This window comes from Larkinella arboricola, from assembly GCF_003259745.1.
Classification (GTDB): domain Bacteria; phylum Bacteroidota; class Bacteroidia; order Cytophagales; family Spirosomataceae; genus Larkinella; species Larkinella arboricola.
Map to the genome: position 1 here is coordinate 126,492 of NZ_QLMC01000002.1, position 16,568 is coordinate 143,059.

Genomic DNA, 16,568 nt, shown 5'->3' on the forward strand with positions numbered 1-16,568 from the left:
TGATTTTCCTCCGCCGAAATGAACAATTCCGATGTCCGACCCCGTTACGCTTGGCGTTCTCTTCCTTATTCTTGCGGTTGTTCTTTCCACGGCGGATAGCCCGCGGCCATTCTGGCAACGGTTTTACCACTATGTTCCGGCCACCTTACTTTGTTACTTTCTGCCTTCCTTATTAAATACGTTTGGCTGGGTCGATGCCGACAACACGGCTTTGTACCCGATCGTTTCGCGTGTTTTGCTGCCTGCTTCGCTGGTGCTTTTTACGCTCAGTGTCGATTTTAAGGCGTTTCGGCGGCTGGGCCGAAAGTCTATGCTGATGTTTGCGGCTTCGGCCGTCAGCATCATGCTGGGCGGGCCGCTGGCGGTTTGGCTGATTGCACAGCTTGCTCCGGAGCTGGTAGGAGGGCAGGGGCCGGATGCCGTCTGGCGCGGACTGGCCACGCTGGCCGGAACCTGGATTGGCGGAGGGGCCAACCAAACGGCGTTGAAGGAAGTTTTTCAGCCCAGCAGCAACCTGTTTTCGGCCATTGTAACCGTCGATGTATTTATTTCCAACCTCTGGCTGGGCGTTTTGCTGTACGGGACCGGTCAGGCAACCACCATCGACCGCTGGCTTCGGGCCGACGCCAGTGCGGTGGAGGAAGTCAAAGACCGGGTTCGTCATCAGGTGGAAGCTATTCGAAGAATACCGTCGTCTACCGATCTGATGGTCATTCTGGCCATTGGGTTTGGCGCTACGGCGGTGGCTCACGCGCTGGCCGGAGTGATTGCACCCTATATCGATCAGCATTCGCCTTTGTTAAGCCAATTCAGCCTGAATGCGCCGTTTTTCTGGATTGTGGGGCTGGCTACCGCCATCGGTATTGGTCTGTCGTTTACAAAGGCCCGCAATCTGGAAGGGGCCGGTGCATCAAAAGTGGCCACGGTTTTTCTTTACCTGATGATTGCTACCATTGGGTTGAAAATGAACATTCTGGCTATTGCCGATCATCCCGGTCTGATTCTGGTAGGACTGGTCTGGATGCTTTTTCATGTGCTGTTAATGATCGGTTTCAGTCGGTTAATCCGGGCGCCGTATTTCTTCCTGGCCGTAGGCAGTCAGGCTTGTATTGGAGGCCCGGCCACCGCGCCGATTATTGCGGCTGCTTTTCACCCGGTTCTGGCCCCGGTGGGCGTGCTGATGGCTATTCTGGGGTATGCCGTCGGTACTTACATGGGGTACGTTTGCGGTATCCTGATGCAACTGGTTTCGCCCTGATTTTCCGGCAAAAAACGCCGTTTGGACAAAAAGAAACCGGGTCTGTGCGGACAGCCGGCAGAGTTCGACGACAATCTGCGCTTTTTTAAGTAATTTTGTATTTACACCGAGATAGACAACCGTTTTCACAGCGTGAAGCATATTCGTAATTTTTGCATTATTGCCCATATCGACCACGGCAAAAGTACTCTTGCCGACCGATTGCTGGAATTTACCAAAACCGTTGGGTCACGCGATATGCAGGCCCAATTGCTGGACGATATGGATCTGGAGCGGGAGCGCGGCATTACCATCAAGAGCCACGCCATTCAGATGAATTATCTGTACAAAGGGGAAAGCTATACGCTCAACCTGATCGACACGCCGGGCCACGTCGACTTTTCCTATGAAGTATCCCGTTCCATTGCCGCCTGCGAAGGCGCCCTGCTGCTGGTCGATGCGTCACAGGGAACGGAAGCCCAGACGATTTCGAACCTGTATCTGGCGATGAATAATGATCTGGTGATCATTCCGGTCCTGAATAAAATCGACCTGCCCGGCGCCATGCCGGAAGAGGTAAAGGACGAGATGGTTGACCTGATTGGCTGCGAACGCGACGACATTATTCCGGCCAGCGGAAAAGAGGGCATCGGTATTGAAGCCATTCTGAACGCCATTGTCGAGCGGATTCCGCCCCCGAAAGGTGATCCGGACGGCGAATTGCAGGCCCTGATTTTTGATTCGCAGTTCAACTCCTACCGCGGTATCGAGGTTATTTTCCGGGTTAAAAACGGCCGCATCCGCAAGGGTGACAAGGTCAAGTTTATGGCAACCGGGAAAGAATATTTTGCCGACGAAATCGGTACGCTTAAATTGACGCAGGAGCCGAAGGATGTCATCGAATGTGGTGACGTAGGCTACCTGATTTCGGGAATCAAAGTGGCGAAGGAGGTGAAGGTCGGCGATACCATCACCCACCTGGCAAATCCAGCTTCCTCGGCCATTCAGGGTTTTGAGGAAGTGAAACCGATGGTTTTTGCCGGTATTTATCCGGTGGATACCAGCGAGTTTGAAGAGCTTCGGGAAGCGATGGAGAAACTCCAGCTGAACGATGCGTCGCTTGTTTGGGAGCCGGAAACGTCGGCGGCTCTGGGCTTCGGTTTCCGTTGCGGTTTCCTCGGAATGCTGCACATGGAAATTGTGCAGGAAAGGCTCGAACGGGAGTTCGACATGACAGTTATTACAACCGTGCCGTCCGTACGGTTTGAAGTTATTACGACCAAGGGTGAGACGCTTCAGGTCAGTGCCCCGGCCGAAATGCCCGATCCCAGCAGCATCGACTGGATTGAAGAACCGTTCATTAAAGCGCAGATCATCTCCAAAGCGGAATACGTCGGGGCCATCATCGGCCTTTGTATGGATAAACGCTCGGTGTTCAAAAACCAGCTTTACCTGACCGCCGACCGCGTTGAACTTCAGTTTGAAATGCCGCTGGCGGAAGTTGTTTTTGACTTCTTTGACAAGCTGAAAACCATCTCACGCGGCTATGCGTCGCTCGACTACGAGTTTCTGGGCAACCGCGAATCGACCATGGTGAAGCTCGATATCATGCTCAACGGCGAAGGCGTCGATGCGCTTTCGGCCATTGTGCACCGGGATAAAGCGTATGAGTGGGGGAAAAAGCTCTGCGAAAAATTGCGCGAGTTGCTGCCCCGTCAGCAGTTTGAAATTGCCATCCAGGCGGCTATCGGGCAGAAGATTATTGCCCGCGAAACCGTAAAAGCCCTTCGCAAAGACGTTTTGGCCAAGTGTTACGGTGGTGACATTAGCCGGAAACGGAAACTGCTCGAAAAGCAGAAAAAAGGGAAGAAGCGGATGCGCCAGGTTGGTAACGTCGAGATTCCGCAGGAAGCTTTTATGGCCGTCCTGAAGATTAACTAATTGAAACGGCTGGTTCGTTTACGGCAACGTCCCGTAAACGAACCAGCCGTATTTTAAACGTGTATTTTCGATAATCTTCTGATGCGTAACGCACTAGTTGTTGTTTGGCTAACTATGTTTGCCGCGCATTCAGCGCTGGCCCAATCAGGCCCCCGGCTGGTAAGAACTCACGTGACGGAATTTGTTCTGAAGGCACTGGATGAACAGACCAAAGCGGAACTATCGGCTACGTATCGAATCAAGGTAACTCGGTCGAAAAGGGAGTTCAATGGGCAGAGTTCGCCGGGACGGCCCTTTGTGTTTTCCCTCGGAAAAACCGATACATTGATTATCAATACAACGGCGGAGGGTTATTACCCGATGGAGGAAGTGCTGCTGGTGCCGTGTGATACCTGCGCCAACTACGAGCATCTGGCGTTGATGGAAAAAATCGAATCGGAAAAGGCCGCCCAACCCGACAGCATATTCCGTAACCTAAAGGTAAACGACAAAATCCGGCTCGATAACGTCTATTTTGATCAGAGCAGTTACGTCCTGCGGAAAGAATCGTATCCGCAGCTCGATAAGTTACTGAATACCCTTAACAGTTACCCAAAACTGGTCATCGAAATTGCCGGTCATACCGATAACGTCGGCGACCGCCGACTGAACCAATCCCTTTCCGAAAACCGGGCCCGCGTCATTACCAATTACCTCATCCAGCGGGGCGTTGCCGCCCGCCGGTTGCAATACCAGGGCTACGGTGATACGCGCCCGGCGGCTCCCAACGACAATGAAGCCAACAAAAAGAAAAACCGGCGCGTCGAGTTTACCGTACTGGCAAATTGAGTGATGAGTTAAGAGTTAAGAGTGATGAATTAAGAGTTGGCTGCCGCCCATTTAACTCATCACTCTTAACTCTTCATTCTTAATTCCTTAAAACCGCAGGTTCAGCTTACCGTACCAGTAGGCCCCGTTGGTGCCCATCTGGACCGGATCCCAGGCTCCACCGGACTCGGTGAGCGTCGGGTTGAAACGGTTCGGGTACACGTTGAAAATGTTGGAGCCGCCCACAATCAGGTTTACGTTTTTGGCAATTTTGTAGCCTACCGAGAAGTCGGTGGTTACGCGGGGTTTGTAGACATTCAGTTGATAATCGTAATCGGCCAGCGTGATTTCTCCAAACCGGACGGCGCGGACTACGAAGTTCCAGCGATCAAGGCCGTAATCAAGCGTCAGGTTAATTTTGGATGGCGGGGCCGAAGCTTCCACGAATTTCCGTTCGCGCAGGTCAAAATACGTATCTTCTTTACCGGCCAGCCGAGCGTTGGTTTTGACTTCATCGACGGTTAGTTTGTTGAAATTTGCCGCGAGCGTCGTGTTTAACCGGCCCCGCCCGACCGCCGAACCATTCGCCAGAATGATGTCAACCCCTCGGGTAGAGGTGGTGACGGCATTCGTAAAAAATTGCGCCTGACCCACGTTCAGTTCCTGCAAATCCGCCCCAATATCCGGATCATCGGCGGTGAAGGCGCCCGTCAGAACCACCCGATCCTGTATCTTGACGTAATACCCGTCTACGGTCAGCGAAAAACCGCTGCCAAACCGACCCGTAAAACCCAGGCTAGCGTTGCGGGAGGTCTCCTGTTTTAGCTTCGGAATGCCCAGCTTTCGGGTCACCGGGCTCTCGTTCCGGGACAGTAACACTTCGACGGGCTGCCCTTCCACGAAGTTCGTGAACGTAGAGTTGAAGTAAATCTGGGCCAGTGAAGGGGCGCGGAAACCCGTGCTGACCGTGCCACGGACGGTAAAATTGTTGCCCAGTTTCAGCCGCGACGAAATTTTGCCGTTCAGGGTGCTGCCAAAGTCGCTGTAGTTCTCAAAACGCAGGGCGGCCCCGATCATAAACGCTTTCGTAATGTCGGCTTCGGTATCGAAATAAATCCCGAGGTTAGTACGGCCCTCATTCACCACGTCGCCCGGCTGATAGCCCGGAAAGCCTTGTGATCCGCCCGGTCTGGTTGGGTCATAGTTGCGGTAGGAAGCTTCTTCCCCCGCAAAAATCTGGTAATTTTCAGACCGGAATTCGGCCCCGAATGCAATGTTCAGCCCCTGAAGTGTCTCCTGAAAAAGCCGGGAGAAATGCAGTCCGGTAACATTTTGCTGCAACTGAAAACCGCCCGCATCGAACGACGTGGGCGACTGCGGCCCCAAGGAGGTGTTCAGCGTGTTTCTGACGCCGTAGTGAAATGTATTGCTGCCGAAAACACTGCCTAAATCCACATCCCAGCCTTTCCATTTGCCCCGGATTCCGGCGGCAACCGAACCGTCGGTAATGTCGCTGGTAATGATCGGGTCGAAGCCGTTGGGGTACAGGCTCGGAATGTTTCGCGGGCTGTCGGCAAAGCGGGTCCAGGCGTAGGCGTCACCCTTGCGCAGATTCAGGCCGCCAAATACGTAGACGTGCGCGTTCGGACTGACCGGTATTTTCGAATTGGCGTAAAAGGACGTGTTCTGTACCTGTGGGTCGCCAAATTCCCGGCGCGACAGCTCCTCGACGTTCGTTGCTACGTTGGCCCGCTGCGTGTGCCCCCGGTAATTGTAATCGGCCGTTAGATTCAGAAAGCCGCCCTTACCGATTCGGAAACCGTAGTTGCCGTTTATGTTGAAATTGCCACCGTCAAATTTTTGGTCGTCAAAGCGGTATTTGGCCGAATAAGCGCCGTAGTTTATATTGCCGGTAAACTCATTGGCGCTGGTTTTCAGGACGATGTTGATTACGCCCGCGATGGCGTCAGAACCGTATTGGGCAGCCGCTCCGTCGCGCAGAATTTCGATGCGTTCGATGGCCGCAGCCGGAATGGCATTCAGGTCGGTACCGGTATTACCCCGTCCGCGCGTACCGAATAAATTGATGAGCGCCGATTGATGCCGTCGTTTGCCGTTAATCAGCACCAGCGTCTGGTCAGGCCCCAACCCCCGGAGGGTAGCCGGATCAACGTGGTCGGCACCGTCCGAACCGGTCTGACGGTTGGAGTTGAACGACGGGGCCGCAAACTGCAACAACTGGTTTAGGTCGAGTTGCCCGGTTTTAGTCGTCACATCCTTAATGTCGATCAGGTCAATGGGGGAGGGCGAATCCGTTACCGAGCGGTTCAAGTTGCGCGAACCGACAATGTTCACCTCCTGAAGTTCCGTAGCGTTTTCCAGCGTTACATTAATCGTTGTCTGGCCGTTTACGGGAATTTCCGCATTCTGAAAACCAACAAACGAAATAACTAATACCGGATTGTCGGCTCGGCACGTTATCGTATAGGTCCCGGCGGCATCGGAACTAACGCCATTATTGGTTCCTTTTTCGAGCACGGTAGCACCCGGAAGCACATCACCTTTGGGATCGGTCACTTTTCCCGATACCGTAAGCTTCTGAGCAAATGTTGACGAAGTGCAGAAAAGGAAAATAATAAGTAAGTAGTTTTTCATTCCAATAGAATGGTTAGGTGTTGATGCAGTAAAGACGCAAAATAAAATGAAAGCGGTCAGCTTCTCAACATAGACCTGGGGGAGTTCAGGCTTTCTTATCCTGTAGACTGATCGAAAAGTGCTAAGGGGTTGTTTTCCAATTGGGTATTGGCCAGCAATACCGTCTGTTGACTTAAAATTCAAGAATTTGGGTATGCGTTATTTTGTTCGTGAAGATTCCATTGTGCGGAAAATATGGGGGGATGCCGATGTGATTTTGCTCATTTTTGCGGGCGGAGCGGCTGAGTTTGCCTTGAACCGGGCCGTTGACTGGCTGTTTTTCACCGGCAAACTGCCCGCCGATCCCATTGGTCGTTTGTTTTCGACCGTCAAGTATGCCCAGGAGATTGTGTTCATGCCCTACGAAAAAGCCGTAGGGAGTATTAACCGGATGCGGGCCATTCACGGGGGGGTGGAAAAAAGCCGGGGTTCCCGAATTCCGGATTGGGCCTATCGCGACGTATTATATATGCTGATTGATTACTCGGAACGGGCCTTTCAACTGTTGCATCGCCCCCTGACAGCCCCGGAACGGGAGGAGGTTTTTGATACGTTCCGGCGGGTAGGCGAGGGAATGGGAATTCCGGAGTTACCGCAAACCTATCAGGAATGGAAAGTGGATCGGCAGGCTCACCTGGACCGGGATTTGGTACACAGTCCGTTTACCGATAAGCTGTTTACGCGGTATCGGGAGGAATTAGGCAACTGGCGCTACGGTTTGTTGTTGCAGGCCCAGTCTCTGCTGGTGCCCGAAGCCGTTAGCAGCCGGTTGAACTTACCCAACCGACCGCTGCTGGCGTCGATGATGTGGCTTTATAAAGTGCTGGAACGGCTTCAGTTGCGGGCTCTGACGCAACGAATTCTGTTGCCCACGGCCTACCTTCAGCAGATACGGGAACTGGATAAAACCCTGGGATGATCCGGAAAAACCGCTTCTGAATGATTACGAAGGTTGAGCATCCGAAGCCGTTTGCTCTTACACAGTTGGCAGGATTTCGATTACCAGATAACCTCCCGTGGCATTGGCTTCGCTAACAACCTGGGGCTTCCCCTGGATGGCATCCACGCCCGGACGGTGAACATGACCGGCAAAAACCCCGAGCAGATTGGGCGCGTCAATGACCTTTTGATAGAAGCGTTGCGTCACCCTGGTATGGCCTGTTTTGGGCCAGCGCTCCCGGCGCTCAATCGTATAATTTTTGTCGGTTTCCCATCCCCATTGCGGATGTCCGCACCCGTAGCCTATGCTTCGGCCAGGCGCATAGAGCGGGATGTGCATCATCAGCACGCACGGTTTGCCCGTAGCCAGTGCCTTCTCTACCCCGGCCAATTGTTGTTCTTCGATCTCATAAATAGAGTTGTCCAGGGTGATGATCTGCACGCCCTGCACATTCTGAACATCCAGGAGGGGATTACGCCCCTGATAAAGCGGTTTGAGCCGTTTTTCAATCCAGCTAGCGCGTAAGGTCCGCAGACTTCCTTCCATCCCTTCATAATGCCAGTCGTGATTCCCGGCCGTGTAGACATAAGGAATGGGAAAATCTTTCAGTTGCTCCTGCACCCAGTTTATGGCAGCCTCGGATGGGAAGCTAACGATGTCGCCAATCAGGGCCAGCAGGTCCACGTTTTCTTTTTTCGCCAGCGTCAGGGCCGCCTGAAATTCTTTTTCCGGGTTGGTCGGTTCCTGAGTTAAAAAATGTTTGGTCGCGTTGTAGGCTTTTGCCATGCGTCCGCTGTACTCTGCAAAAGACGTTCCCCGGGCATCATCGCGCCAAAGGTGGGTGTCAGAAACAAACAGGAGTTTAACCGGCTGATTTACAGACTTGCTATACAACCGAACCCGTTGCTGATCAACGGAAAAAGATTGCAACAAACTGTCAGATTGTTTTGCTGTCGCTGGCTGGATCGTCGATAACACCAATCCCGATTGCAGCAATTGACGTCTTGAAATCATAGATTTTAAAAGGTTAAAGTGTTTAGGAAGGTGGAACAGGTCGGATTTCGTTACCCGGACTTGCTTTTTACTTCGGCCACTGGGTTTCGATGCCGTGTTTGCGAACCAGGTTCTGAAATTCTTCCAGCAACGGTTTTTTCTCCCGAACGGCGCGCGGGATCACGTTTTTGTCGAGCGCAAAAGCAACCAGTTGGCCAACGGCTTCGCCAATGCTCCATTCGACCGGATGCAGACGGTAACAGCCGTTGGTAATATGGGTGGTACCGATGTTTTTGTTGGCGGGGAGCAGATTTTCCATTCGTTTGGGGAGCAAGGCCCCCAGCGGGATTTGAAAAGGCAGGGAGGCAAAGTCGATATAATTGTTGCCGCCACTGCTCGGGTGTAAATCAATGTGGTAATAGCCGGTGCCCACGCTGTCGTAAAAATCGGCGGCTTTGTTGCCCGACTGCTGGCCCGTGATCATGGCCCGGTTGGCCGCCCCAACGTGTTCTTCCAAAACCGTAAAAACCGCCTTGATCCGGCGCGACTCCCGAACGTACGGATATTTGGCCATCCCGTCTTCCGTGCCCATAATATCGGGGCGTAGCCGCAGACCGGGCCAGCCCTGACCCCCATCCGGGCGGGGCGCTTCGGTTTGGAGCCAGTAGAACAGCGACAGGCTGAGCTGTTTGGCCCGTTCGACGTGTTTTTTGAATTCCTTCTCGCTGACACCCACCAGATTGCCCAGCATGTAATCGTTCTGCGGCCAGTTGACAACGGTAATATCGCTGAGGAAAGTACCGGGTTTAAAGTTGTTCTTGCTGATCAGCCGCCGGTAATTCCACAGGTTGAGCATGGATCCGGTGGCGATGCCTTCCGGGTGAAAACCGAGCTTTTTGGGTTCCAGCGTTGATGGATTCGAGTAGGAAAGGTCGAGCAGCTTGCCGGACCAGGCCGGGGTAAGTTTCGGGACCAGATTGCGCCAGAAATCGTATTCTTTTGGTTTTTCGATCAGATGCTGAACGGGTTTGTTCCGGAGAGTCGGCACGTAATCCATTGCAAAGCACATCGTAAACGACTGCTGGTTAGTCGGATCGGCCTGGTCGGGCGCGTGTAGTTCGCCGGTTTCTTTTTTGGATTCCGTGCCGGTGACAAACTCGGTTTTGGTCAGGGGCAGCAGATCGCCCAGTTCGGTCGCATCCACAAAATAGGGGGCCGTCAGCACGATTTCTTTGCCGCTGCGAAAACTGACGGCTTTCAGGGCCCGTACGCGGTCGCCGGTTGTATCGGCGCTGATCACCTTGTGTTCAAGCAATACCGTCAACTGCTGCGAACTCTGGTAAGGGCCGAGCATATCCTGCAAAACCGCCACGGCCACGCAGGGTTCGTGACACAGGCGCGAAACCGCCCCGTCGCCGGGATTCAGGTACTGACGGTTTCGGGCTTCGTCGGTGAGCGGATAATTCCGGATGTAGTACTCCCGAACCGCCGTGCGATACGTCCGGTAGAGCCGGGTGGCGCCGTGGGTTTCAATCCATTGATGTTCGTCGGGCGGAACGCCCTGCTGGCTGATTTGTCCGCCAATCCAGTCGGTTTCTTCCGTTAAAATAACCCGTAAGCCAGACCGTAAAGCCGCCAGAGCCGCAGCGCACCCGCCTAGTCCACCGCCCGCAATAACCACATCCGCCGAAAATTCGTTACTACCTTTAGACGGAGCAACCCAACGGGATTCGGCCTGGGCCGGACTTGAGAAAACTGGTGAGAAAGCGGAGGCAGCTGCACTGCCCAGGGTAACGGATTCAAGAAAATTTCTTCGATTCATACGGTCAATACCGGAAAATAAAGGGTGGGTGATGATTCGGCGGCAATTTGCAAATCAAAGCGGATAAGTGGAAACTTCGCGTCAGGTTAACCAACTTTCCCCGCTTTCTTCTAATTTTGGACACTCGAAGTAGAACTACTGATATACTTGCACAAAACCGCATATGGCAGAATTAATCCGAATGCCCAAGATGAGCGACACCATGACCGAAGGTGTCATCGCTGAATGGCATAAGAAAGTGGGCGACACCGTCAAGTCGGGCGACGTGCTGGCCGAGGTCGAAACCGATAAGGCGACAATGGATCTGGAAGCGTACGACGAAGGGACGTTGTTATACATTGGTGTTGAGAAAGGCCAGGCTGTACCCATCGACGGCATTATTGCTGTGGTCGGGAAAGCTGGCGAAGATTATAAGGGTTTGCTGGAGGGCGGTGATTCCTCCAACGGGTCTTCTGAATCCCAGGCATCTGCTCCCGCCGAAAAACCGGCCGCTCCGGCTCCCAGCCCGAACGGTGCGCAACCCGGACAGGCAACCAGCCAGACGCCCGATCCGAAAGCTGTTTCGGCCGCTCCGGCTGCCAACGTCAACGCGACGGTGATTCGGATGCCGAAAATGAGCGATACGATGACCGAAGGCACCATTGTGGCCTGGCATAAAAAAGAAGGCGACACCGTTAAGTCCGGCGATGTACTGGCCGAAGTCGAAACCGACAAAGCCACGATGGACCTGGAAGCGTATGAGGAAGGAACCTTGCTCTACATCGGTGTGAAAGAAGGCAGCGCCGTCGCCGTGGATGAAGTCATCGCGGTGGTGGGCGAAAAAGGCACCGATTTCAAAGTGTTACTGCAAGGCGGAGGCCAATCCGCAGCGGCTCCACAGGCTGAAGCCGCCCCGGCGGAGGCTCAACCGGCCGCCCAATCGGCTCCGGCAGAAACCGCAGGCACCAACGGCCACGACCGGGTGCTGGCCTCTCCGTTGGCGAAACAGATTGCCAAAGAAAAAGGGGTGAATCTGGCCGAGGTGCAGGGCTCCGGTCCTGAAGGACGGATTGTGAAACGGGATGTGGAAACCTTCCAGCCTGCGGCCAAACCGGCTCCGGCATCCGCTCCCGCCGAAAAACCGGCTGCTCCGGCACCCGCAGCGCCAGCGGCTCAACCCGCACCGGCCACCTACGGCGACTACGAAGATATTCCGGTCAGCCAGATGCGGAAAACCATTGCCCGCCGTCTGTCGGAAAGCCTGTTTACCGCTCCGCATTTCTACCTGACCATGGAAATCAACATGGACAAGGCAATGGAACTGCGTGGCAAAGTCAACGAAGTCAGTTCGGTAAAAGTATCGTTTAACGATTTTGTACTGAAAGCCGCAGCCTTGGCGCTGAAAAAACACCCGGCGGTGAACTCCTCATGGCTGGGCGACAAAATCCGGCGGTACAGCTACGTCAACATCGGTGTGGCCGTGGCCGTTGACGAAGGGCTGCTCGTGCCGGTGATTCGGAACGCTGACCAGAAAACGTTGTCGACCATTTCGGCCGAAGTGAAAGACCTGGCTGGAAAAGCGAAAGATAAAAAGCTCCAGCCGAAAGACTGGGAAGGCAGCACGTTCTCGATCTCAAACCTTGGTATGTTTGGCATCGACGAATTTACGGCCATCATCAACCCGCCGGATTCGTGTATCATGGCCGTGGGCGCGATTAAACAGACCGTTAAGTTTGAAGGCGATGTAGCCAAGCCGACGAATGTAATGAAGGTGACGCTTTCGTGCGACCACCGGACGGTTGACGGCGCTACGGGTGCGGCTTTCCTGCAAACCTTCAAGGGCTTGCTGGAAAATCCATTCGGTATGCTGGTATAAAAAGCTAGTTTTTTTCGTTTAAGGTTTAATGCCTGACAGACCCGGAGATCGAATTTCGGTTTTTGGCTGTCAGGTGTTAAACCTTATCCATTGATAATAGAACGAATGCAAAAAATTCACGCCACGACCGTCGTTGGTATTCTGCACAACGGCGAAATTGCGCTTGGTGCCGATGGACAGGCCACCATGGGCAATACGATTGCAAAAAGTAATGTACGGAAAGTCAGGAGCCTGATGAACGGCAAAGTGCTGGCGGGTTTCGCCGGATCCACCGCCGATGCCTTCACGCTGATCGAACGGTTTGAAGAAAAACTCAACGCCTACGGCGGAAACCTGAAACGGGCGGCTATTGAACTGGCTAAAGAATGGCGGACGGACCGGTATCTGCGCCGGCTCGAAGCGATGCTGATTGTGGCCTCCAAAGAAGATTTGCTGGTGATTTCCGGTACGGGCGATGTGCTCGAACCCGACCATCAGATTGCGGCTATCGGGTCGGGCAGTATGTTCGCGCAGTCGGCGGCCGTTGCCTTAAAAAAGCACGCTCCCCAATTAACGGCGGAAGAAATGGTGCGGGAAAGTTTGCATATTGCGGCTGATATTTGCATCTATACCAACCATAACCTGGTGGTTGAAACCATTCGGTAGCGATTAATCCTATTTTGTTTTAGTTTTCAGGATCCGGCGGGGCACACTATTGTTGCCGAAATACGGCAGCGTAGAAACCGAAACCATGCTTTAGAAACTGGCCAGCTGTTTTATATGAAGGGTTTGCGATCAGTTTTACCAAAAACCGTTAAAAAGCGGATTATTATTGGATTTGGAGTGGCTTTGGCCTTGATTGTCGTGGCGCTTGGACTGACGTTATACACCTATAATCAGTACCGGAAAGCGAGCGATCAGATCAAGCACAGTCAGGAGGTGATTAACCGGCTGGGGCGTATTTTGTCGCTTATTACAGAGGTCGAAACCGGGGAGCGGGGCTTTTTAGCTTCTTCGGGCGACCCTATTTATCTGAAAGCGTATGAAAATGCGTTGCCTCAGTTTCCAACCGAACTGGATTCGCTCAACAAATTGCTAGCCGACAGGCCGGATCAACTCCGGAACCTCGATTCGCTATCGAAACGAATCGATATGAAGATTGAGATGGCCAGCCAGCAGGTCGATGCCGTTAAAAAGAAGCTGCCCCTTTCCATCGCCCGGACGTACATGATGCTCGGAATAAGCCGGATGGACCGTGTACGCGACCAACTCAGAGCGATGAACAAACTGGAGCAGAACCGGTTCAATATTTATTCAAAGTCTGCTACCGCCTACTTCTGGAACACGCTTGTCGGCATTTTTACGGTAACGCTTTTAATGGCTGTTACGCTCATTCTTTCTTACAATGTTCTTGAGAATGAATTGAATACGAGGCAGTCAACCGAAGATCAGCTGCGGGCTTATGAAGATGAGTTGCGGGAGAAGATTCAGTTGCTGGAAATATCCAACGAAGAACTCGAGCGGTTTGCCTTTGTGGCCTCGCATGACATGCAGGAACCGCTCCGAAAAATCCAGTCGTTTGGTTATCTGCTGCGCGACCGGTATGGCAGTGACCTTCGGCCCGAAGCGACGGTTTATCTCAGTAAAATCCTCCAGTCGGCCGAGCGAATGTCGAAAATGATCAAGGATTTGCTTAATTTTTCGCGAATTTCCAGCAAGAAGGAGCCGTTCCAGCGGGTTCGGTTGTCGGAGGTTCTGGAGGGAGTGCTGAGTGATCAGGAGATTACCATTAAGGCGGTCGGCGCTGCGTTTGAGATGGATACGTTAGCCGAAATTGAAGCGGTCCAGAGTCAGATGGATCATCTTTTTTCGAACCTAATCTCGAACGCCCTGAAGTTTACCAAACCGGATCAGGTACCGTTGATAAAAATTACCGGAGAGACCATGGAGGGAGAGGGGTATGAAGAACTAATTCCCGGTAAAAAATATTATAAGATAACCGTCAGGGATAATGGAATTGGTTTCAATGAAAAGTACATTGACCATATTTTTAAGATTTTTCAACGCCTACACGGCAAGAACACCTACGAAGGAACGGGCATCGGACTGGCCATCTGCAAGCGGATTGTCAGCTATCATAAAGGCCTGATTACGGCCCAGAGCCAACCCGGTGTCGGTACAACCTTTATTATTATTTTACCCGAAAAACAGACCCTATCTGTTCATGACAATGCAGCAATCCACGAAACCAGTACATATTCTCTTGGCTGATGACGACGAAGACGACCGCTTCCTGACGCGTGAAGCCTTTCGCCAGCAATTTCCTGTAACCGAAATGAATGTGGTGGAGGATGGCGAGGAACTCATGGAGTTTCTGCGTCGTACAGGCCGTTACGAGCGTGCTGAGCATCCTCTGCCGGAGTTGATTCTGCTGGATCTGAACATGCCGCGCAAAGACGGCCGTGAAGCCCTGCAGGAAATTAAAGCCGATCGCGACCTGCGGCATATTCCTGTAGTGGTACTAACGACGTCCGACGCCAGCATCGACATCGATAATTCGTACCTGTGGGGTGCCAACAGCTTCATTACCAAACCGGCATCGTTTAAAAAACTGATGGATATTACGCAAACGATCGGTGAATACTGGTTCAACGTCGTTAAAGTAAGCGGTCGCCCGTACTCAACCTGGCGGAACATTTAGTCGTTGGCTTTCAGGGCGGTTAGTTCCGCCATGAGTTGTTCCAGGTAACTCATGACGCCTTTTAGCGAACCCGGCTGGTATTTATTGACCAGCAGGGTAAAGCTCAGGAGCTCACCGTCGACCGACGTAGCATAACCGGCATACGCCCGAACGCCCTCAATGGTGCCGCTTTTGGCCCGAACATTTCCTGCTGCTGCCGTACCGCGTCCCAGACTTTTCACCGTGCCGGATTCGCCCACGACCGGAATGCTGTCGTAAAACGGGAGGAAGCTTTTCTCCTTTGACATGGCCGCCAGAATACCCGACAAACTGGCCGCTGTCACGGCTCCAATGGGCGACAGACCGCTGCCGTCTTTAGGCCGGAAACCGCTCAGATCAACTCCTTTGCTCTGCCAGAACCGCACCAGGTGCTGAATGGCCTGTTCGGTGGTTACCGGCGCCTGGGCCAGTGCGTTACCGGCCAGCAGCAGCAGCGACTCCGCGTATAAATTGATGCTCTGGTGATTGGTCAGCCGGGCCAGTTCGGCCAGCGGAACCGACGTATGCAGGTGAAGTTGCGTACGTTTGCCGCCCGGCGCAATGGCAATTTCCGGATTTCGGCCCGGTCCGATGGCCTGGGGTGGATTACTGACCGTAATGCCCACCCTGGCGAGTTGTTCGTGCAGGGCGAATGCCGTAAAAAAAGACGGGTCCGGCAGTGAGCCTTTTACTCCGAATTCGCTCACCCCGGTCGGAACGGTTCCTTCCAGAAATACCTGCGTCGTGAAAGGCGCATTGTAAATAATCACTTCATCGCCCGAGCCCCTGGGGCCGGTTCGAACATTATTCTGAAGCCGGAGAAACGGCGTAGCGGGTTCCGTGCGGAGCAGCGGAGCGGGTTGGCCCACGATTCTGGCGGGTTTAAACACCGCCCGGTATAGGTTTTCGTTGAAGTTCAGGCCGGAAACACCCGCGCCGTAGTAGTTGCCCATATCGCCCCAAACCCAGGTATCGGGCACCGGCAGCGACCGGATGGCCGTGGCATCCCCAATCACCGCCCCGCCAATTTGTTTGATACCGGCACTTTGCACCATTTCTGTCCAGGTCCGGAGCAGGGTGGGGGCGTCGGCAAACTCGGCGAAGCGGTTGCTTCCCAGTGAGGGGTCACCCGAACCCCGGATGTATAGATTCCCGTTCAGCACACTATCCCGGATTGTTCCGTCGTATTCCAGCGTCGTGCGGTACGTGTAATTGTCGCCCACCACGGCCAGGGCGGTGGCGGTGGTAGCCAGTTTCAGCGTTGAGGCCGAGGGGAGGCTCATCTGGGCGTTATAATCCAGCAGGACCACGCCATCCCGCACGCGTCGTACCGAGAGAGCCGCCGTTCCGTTGCGAACCAACGGACTCGTCTGCAATTGATGAACGGTATTTTGGAGCCGTTGCAGCGCCAGCGAATCCGTACAGGGACGGGAGTGACTAACCTGAGCAATTAGTAAAAAACAACTTAACAGACAGGTGAAGGACCGGTGCATGGAAGTACGAAAAGTACTGATAGAATATGAAAGCGGATTTGTAGCTTTGCAAAAATAGATAGAATTTAAAGCCCTTTTCTGTTGTTCT

At 53.3% G+C, this 16,568-nt stretch carries 12 protein-coding genes; 8 read left to right on the plus strand and 4 right to left on the minus strand.

Going from position 1 to position 16,568, the window contains the following annotated elements; genetic code table 11:
- The first annotated feature begins 31 nt into the window (after nt 1-31).
- The 3 genes from LX87_RS07590 to LX87_RS07600 all read left to right on the plus strand — a co-directional run bounded on the left by LX87_RS07590 (nt 32) and on the right by LX87_RS07600 (nt 4,006).
- Complete coding sequence (locus tag LX87_RS07590; protein WP_111627621.1) at nt 32-1,258, plus strand: DUF819 family protein; 1,227 nt, start codon at nt 32-34, stop codon at nt 1,256-1,258.
- A gap of 132 nt (nt 1,259-1,390) precedes the next feature.
- Nucleotides 1,391-3,178: a translation elongation factor 4 gene (gene lepA / locus LX87_RS07595; RefSeq protein WP_111627622.1), complete on the plus strand. Its 1,788-nt coding sequence runs from the start codon at nt 1,391-1,393 to the stop codon at nt 3,176-3,178.
- Between the two features lie 171 nt (nt 3,179-3,349).
- On the plus strand, nt 3,350-4,006 hold the full coding sequence (locus LX87_RS07600; protein WP_229310583.1) for an OmpA family protein: 657 nt from the start codon (nt 3,350-3,352) through the stop codon (nt 4,004-4,006).
- An 87-nt stretch (nt 4,007-4,093) separates the two neighbouring features.
- Here LX87_RS07600 and LX87_RS07605 read toward each other — a convergent pair whose 3' ends face one another.
- Nucleotides 4,094-6,640: a TonB-dependent receptor gene (locus tag LX87_RS07605; RefSeq protein ID WP_111627624.1), complete on the minus strand. Its 2,547-nt coding sequence runs from the start codon at nt 6,638-6,640 to the stop codon at nt 4,094-4,096.
- A 193-nt stretch (nt 6,641-6,833) separates the two neighbouring features.
- Between LX87_RS07605 and LX87_RS07610 the strand changes: the two genes are divergently transcribed.
- Nucleotides 6,834-7,598 (plus strand): oxygenase MpaB family protein, encoded by a 765-nt coding sequence (locus LX87_RS07610; RefSeq protein WP_111627625.1) that lies wholly within the window; start codon nt 6,834-6,836, stop codon nt 7,596-7,598.
- Nucleotides 7,599-7,655: 57 nt separating this feature from the next.
- Here LX87_RS07610 and LX87_RS07615 read toward each other — a convergent pair whose 3' ends face one another.
- Together LX87_RS07615 and LX87_RS07620 are read right to left on the minus strand one after the other, a co-directional pair.
- Nucleotides 7,656-8,633: a metallophosphoesterase family protein gene (locus tag LX87_RS07615; protein WP_111627626.1), complete on the minus strand. Its 978-nt coding sequence runs from the start codon at nt 8,631-8,633 to the stop codon at nt 7,656-7,658.
- 67 nt (nt 8,634-8,700) lie between these two features.
- Complete coding sequence (locus LX87_RS07620; RefSeq protein WP_111627627.1) at nt 8,701-10,434, minus strand: FAD-dependent oxidoreductase; 1,734 nt, start codon at nt 10,432-10,434, stop codon at nt 8,701-8,703.
- A 163-nt stretch (nt 10,435-10,597) separates the two neighbouring features.
- On the opposite strand from LX87_RS07620, the gene LX87_RS07625 reads away from it, so the two are divergent.
- From LX87_RS07625 to LX87_RS07640, 4 genes are all read left to right on the plus strand, one after another.
- Nucleotides 10,598-12,289, plus strand: coding sequence for a pyruvate dehydrogenase complex dihydrolipoamide acetyltransferase (locus tag LX87_RS07625; protein ID WP_111627628.1), 1,692 nt, complete (start codon nt 10,598-10,600; stop codon nt 12,287-12,289).
- 105 nt (nt 12,290-12,394) lie between these two features.
- A complete protein-coding gene (hslV, locus tag LX87_RS07630; RefSeq protein ID WP_111627629.1) occupies nt 12,395-12,934 on the plus strand; it encodes an ATP-dependent protease subunit HslV in 540 nt (179 codons plus the stop codon).
- A gap of 114 nt (nt 12,935-13,048) precedes the next feature.
- Nucleotides 13,049-14,539 (plus strand): sensor histidine kinase, encoded by a 1,491-nt coding sequence (locus LX87_RS07635; RefSeq protein ID WP_111627630.1) that lies wholly within the window; start codon nt 13,049-13,051, stop codon nt 14,537-14,539.
- Nucleotides 14,532-14,969, plus strand: coding sequence for a response regulator (locus LX87_RS07640; RefSeq protein WP_374755114.1), 438 nt, complete (start codon nt 14,532-14,534; stop codon nt 14,967-14,969). Before LX87_RS07635 ends, LX87_RS07640 begins: the two co-directional genes overlap by 8 nt.
- Here LX87_RS07640 and dacB read toward each other — a convergent pair.
- The gene (dacB, locus tag LX87_RS07645) at nt 14,966-16,480 is read right to left on the minus strand and encodes a D-alanyl-D-alanine carboxypeptidase/D-alanyl-D-alanine endopeptidase (RefSeq protein WP_111627632.1); all 1,515 of its coding nucleotides are present in this window, start codon (nt 16,478-16,480) and stop codon (nt 14,966-14,968) included. The two genes, LX87_RS07640 and dacB, sit on opposite strands and share 4 nt — an antisense overlap.
- Nucleotides 16,481-16,568 lie beyond the last annotated feature (88 nt).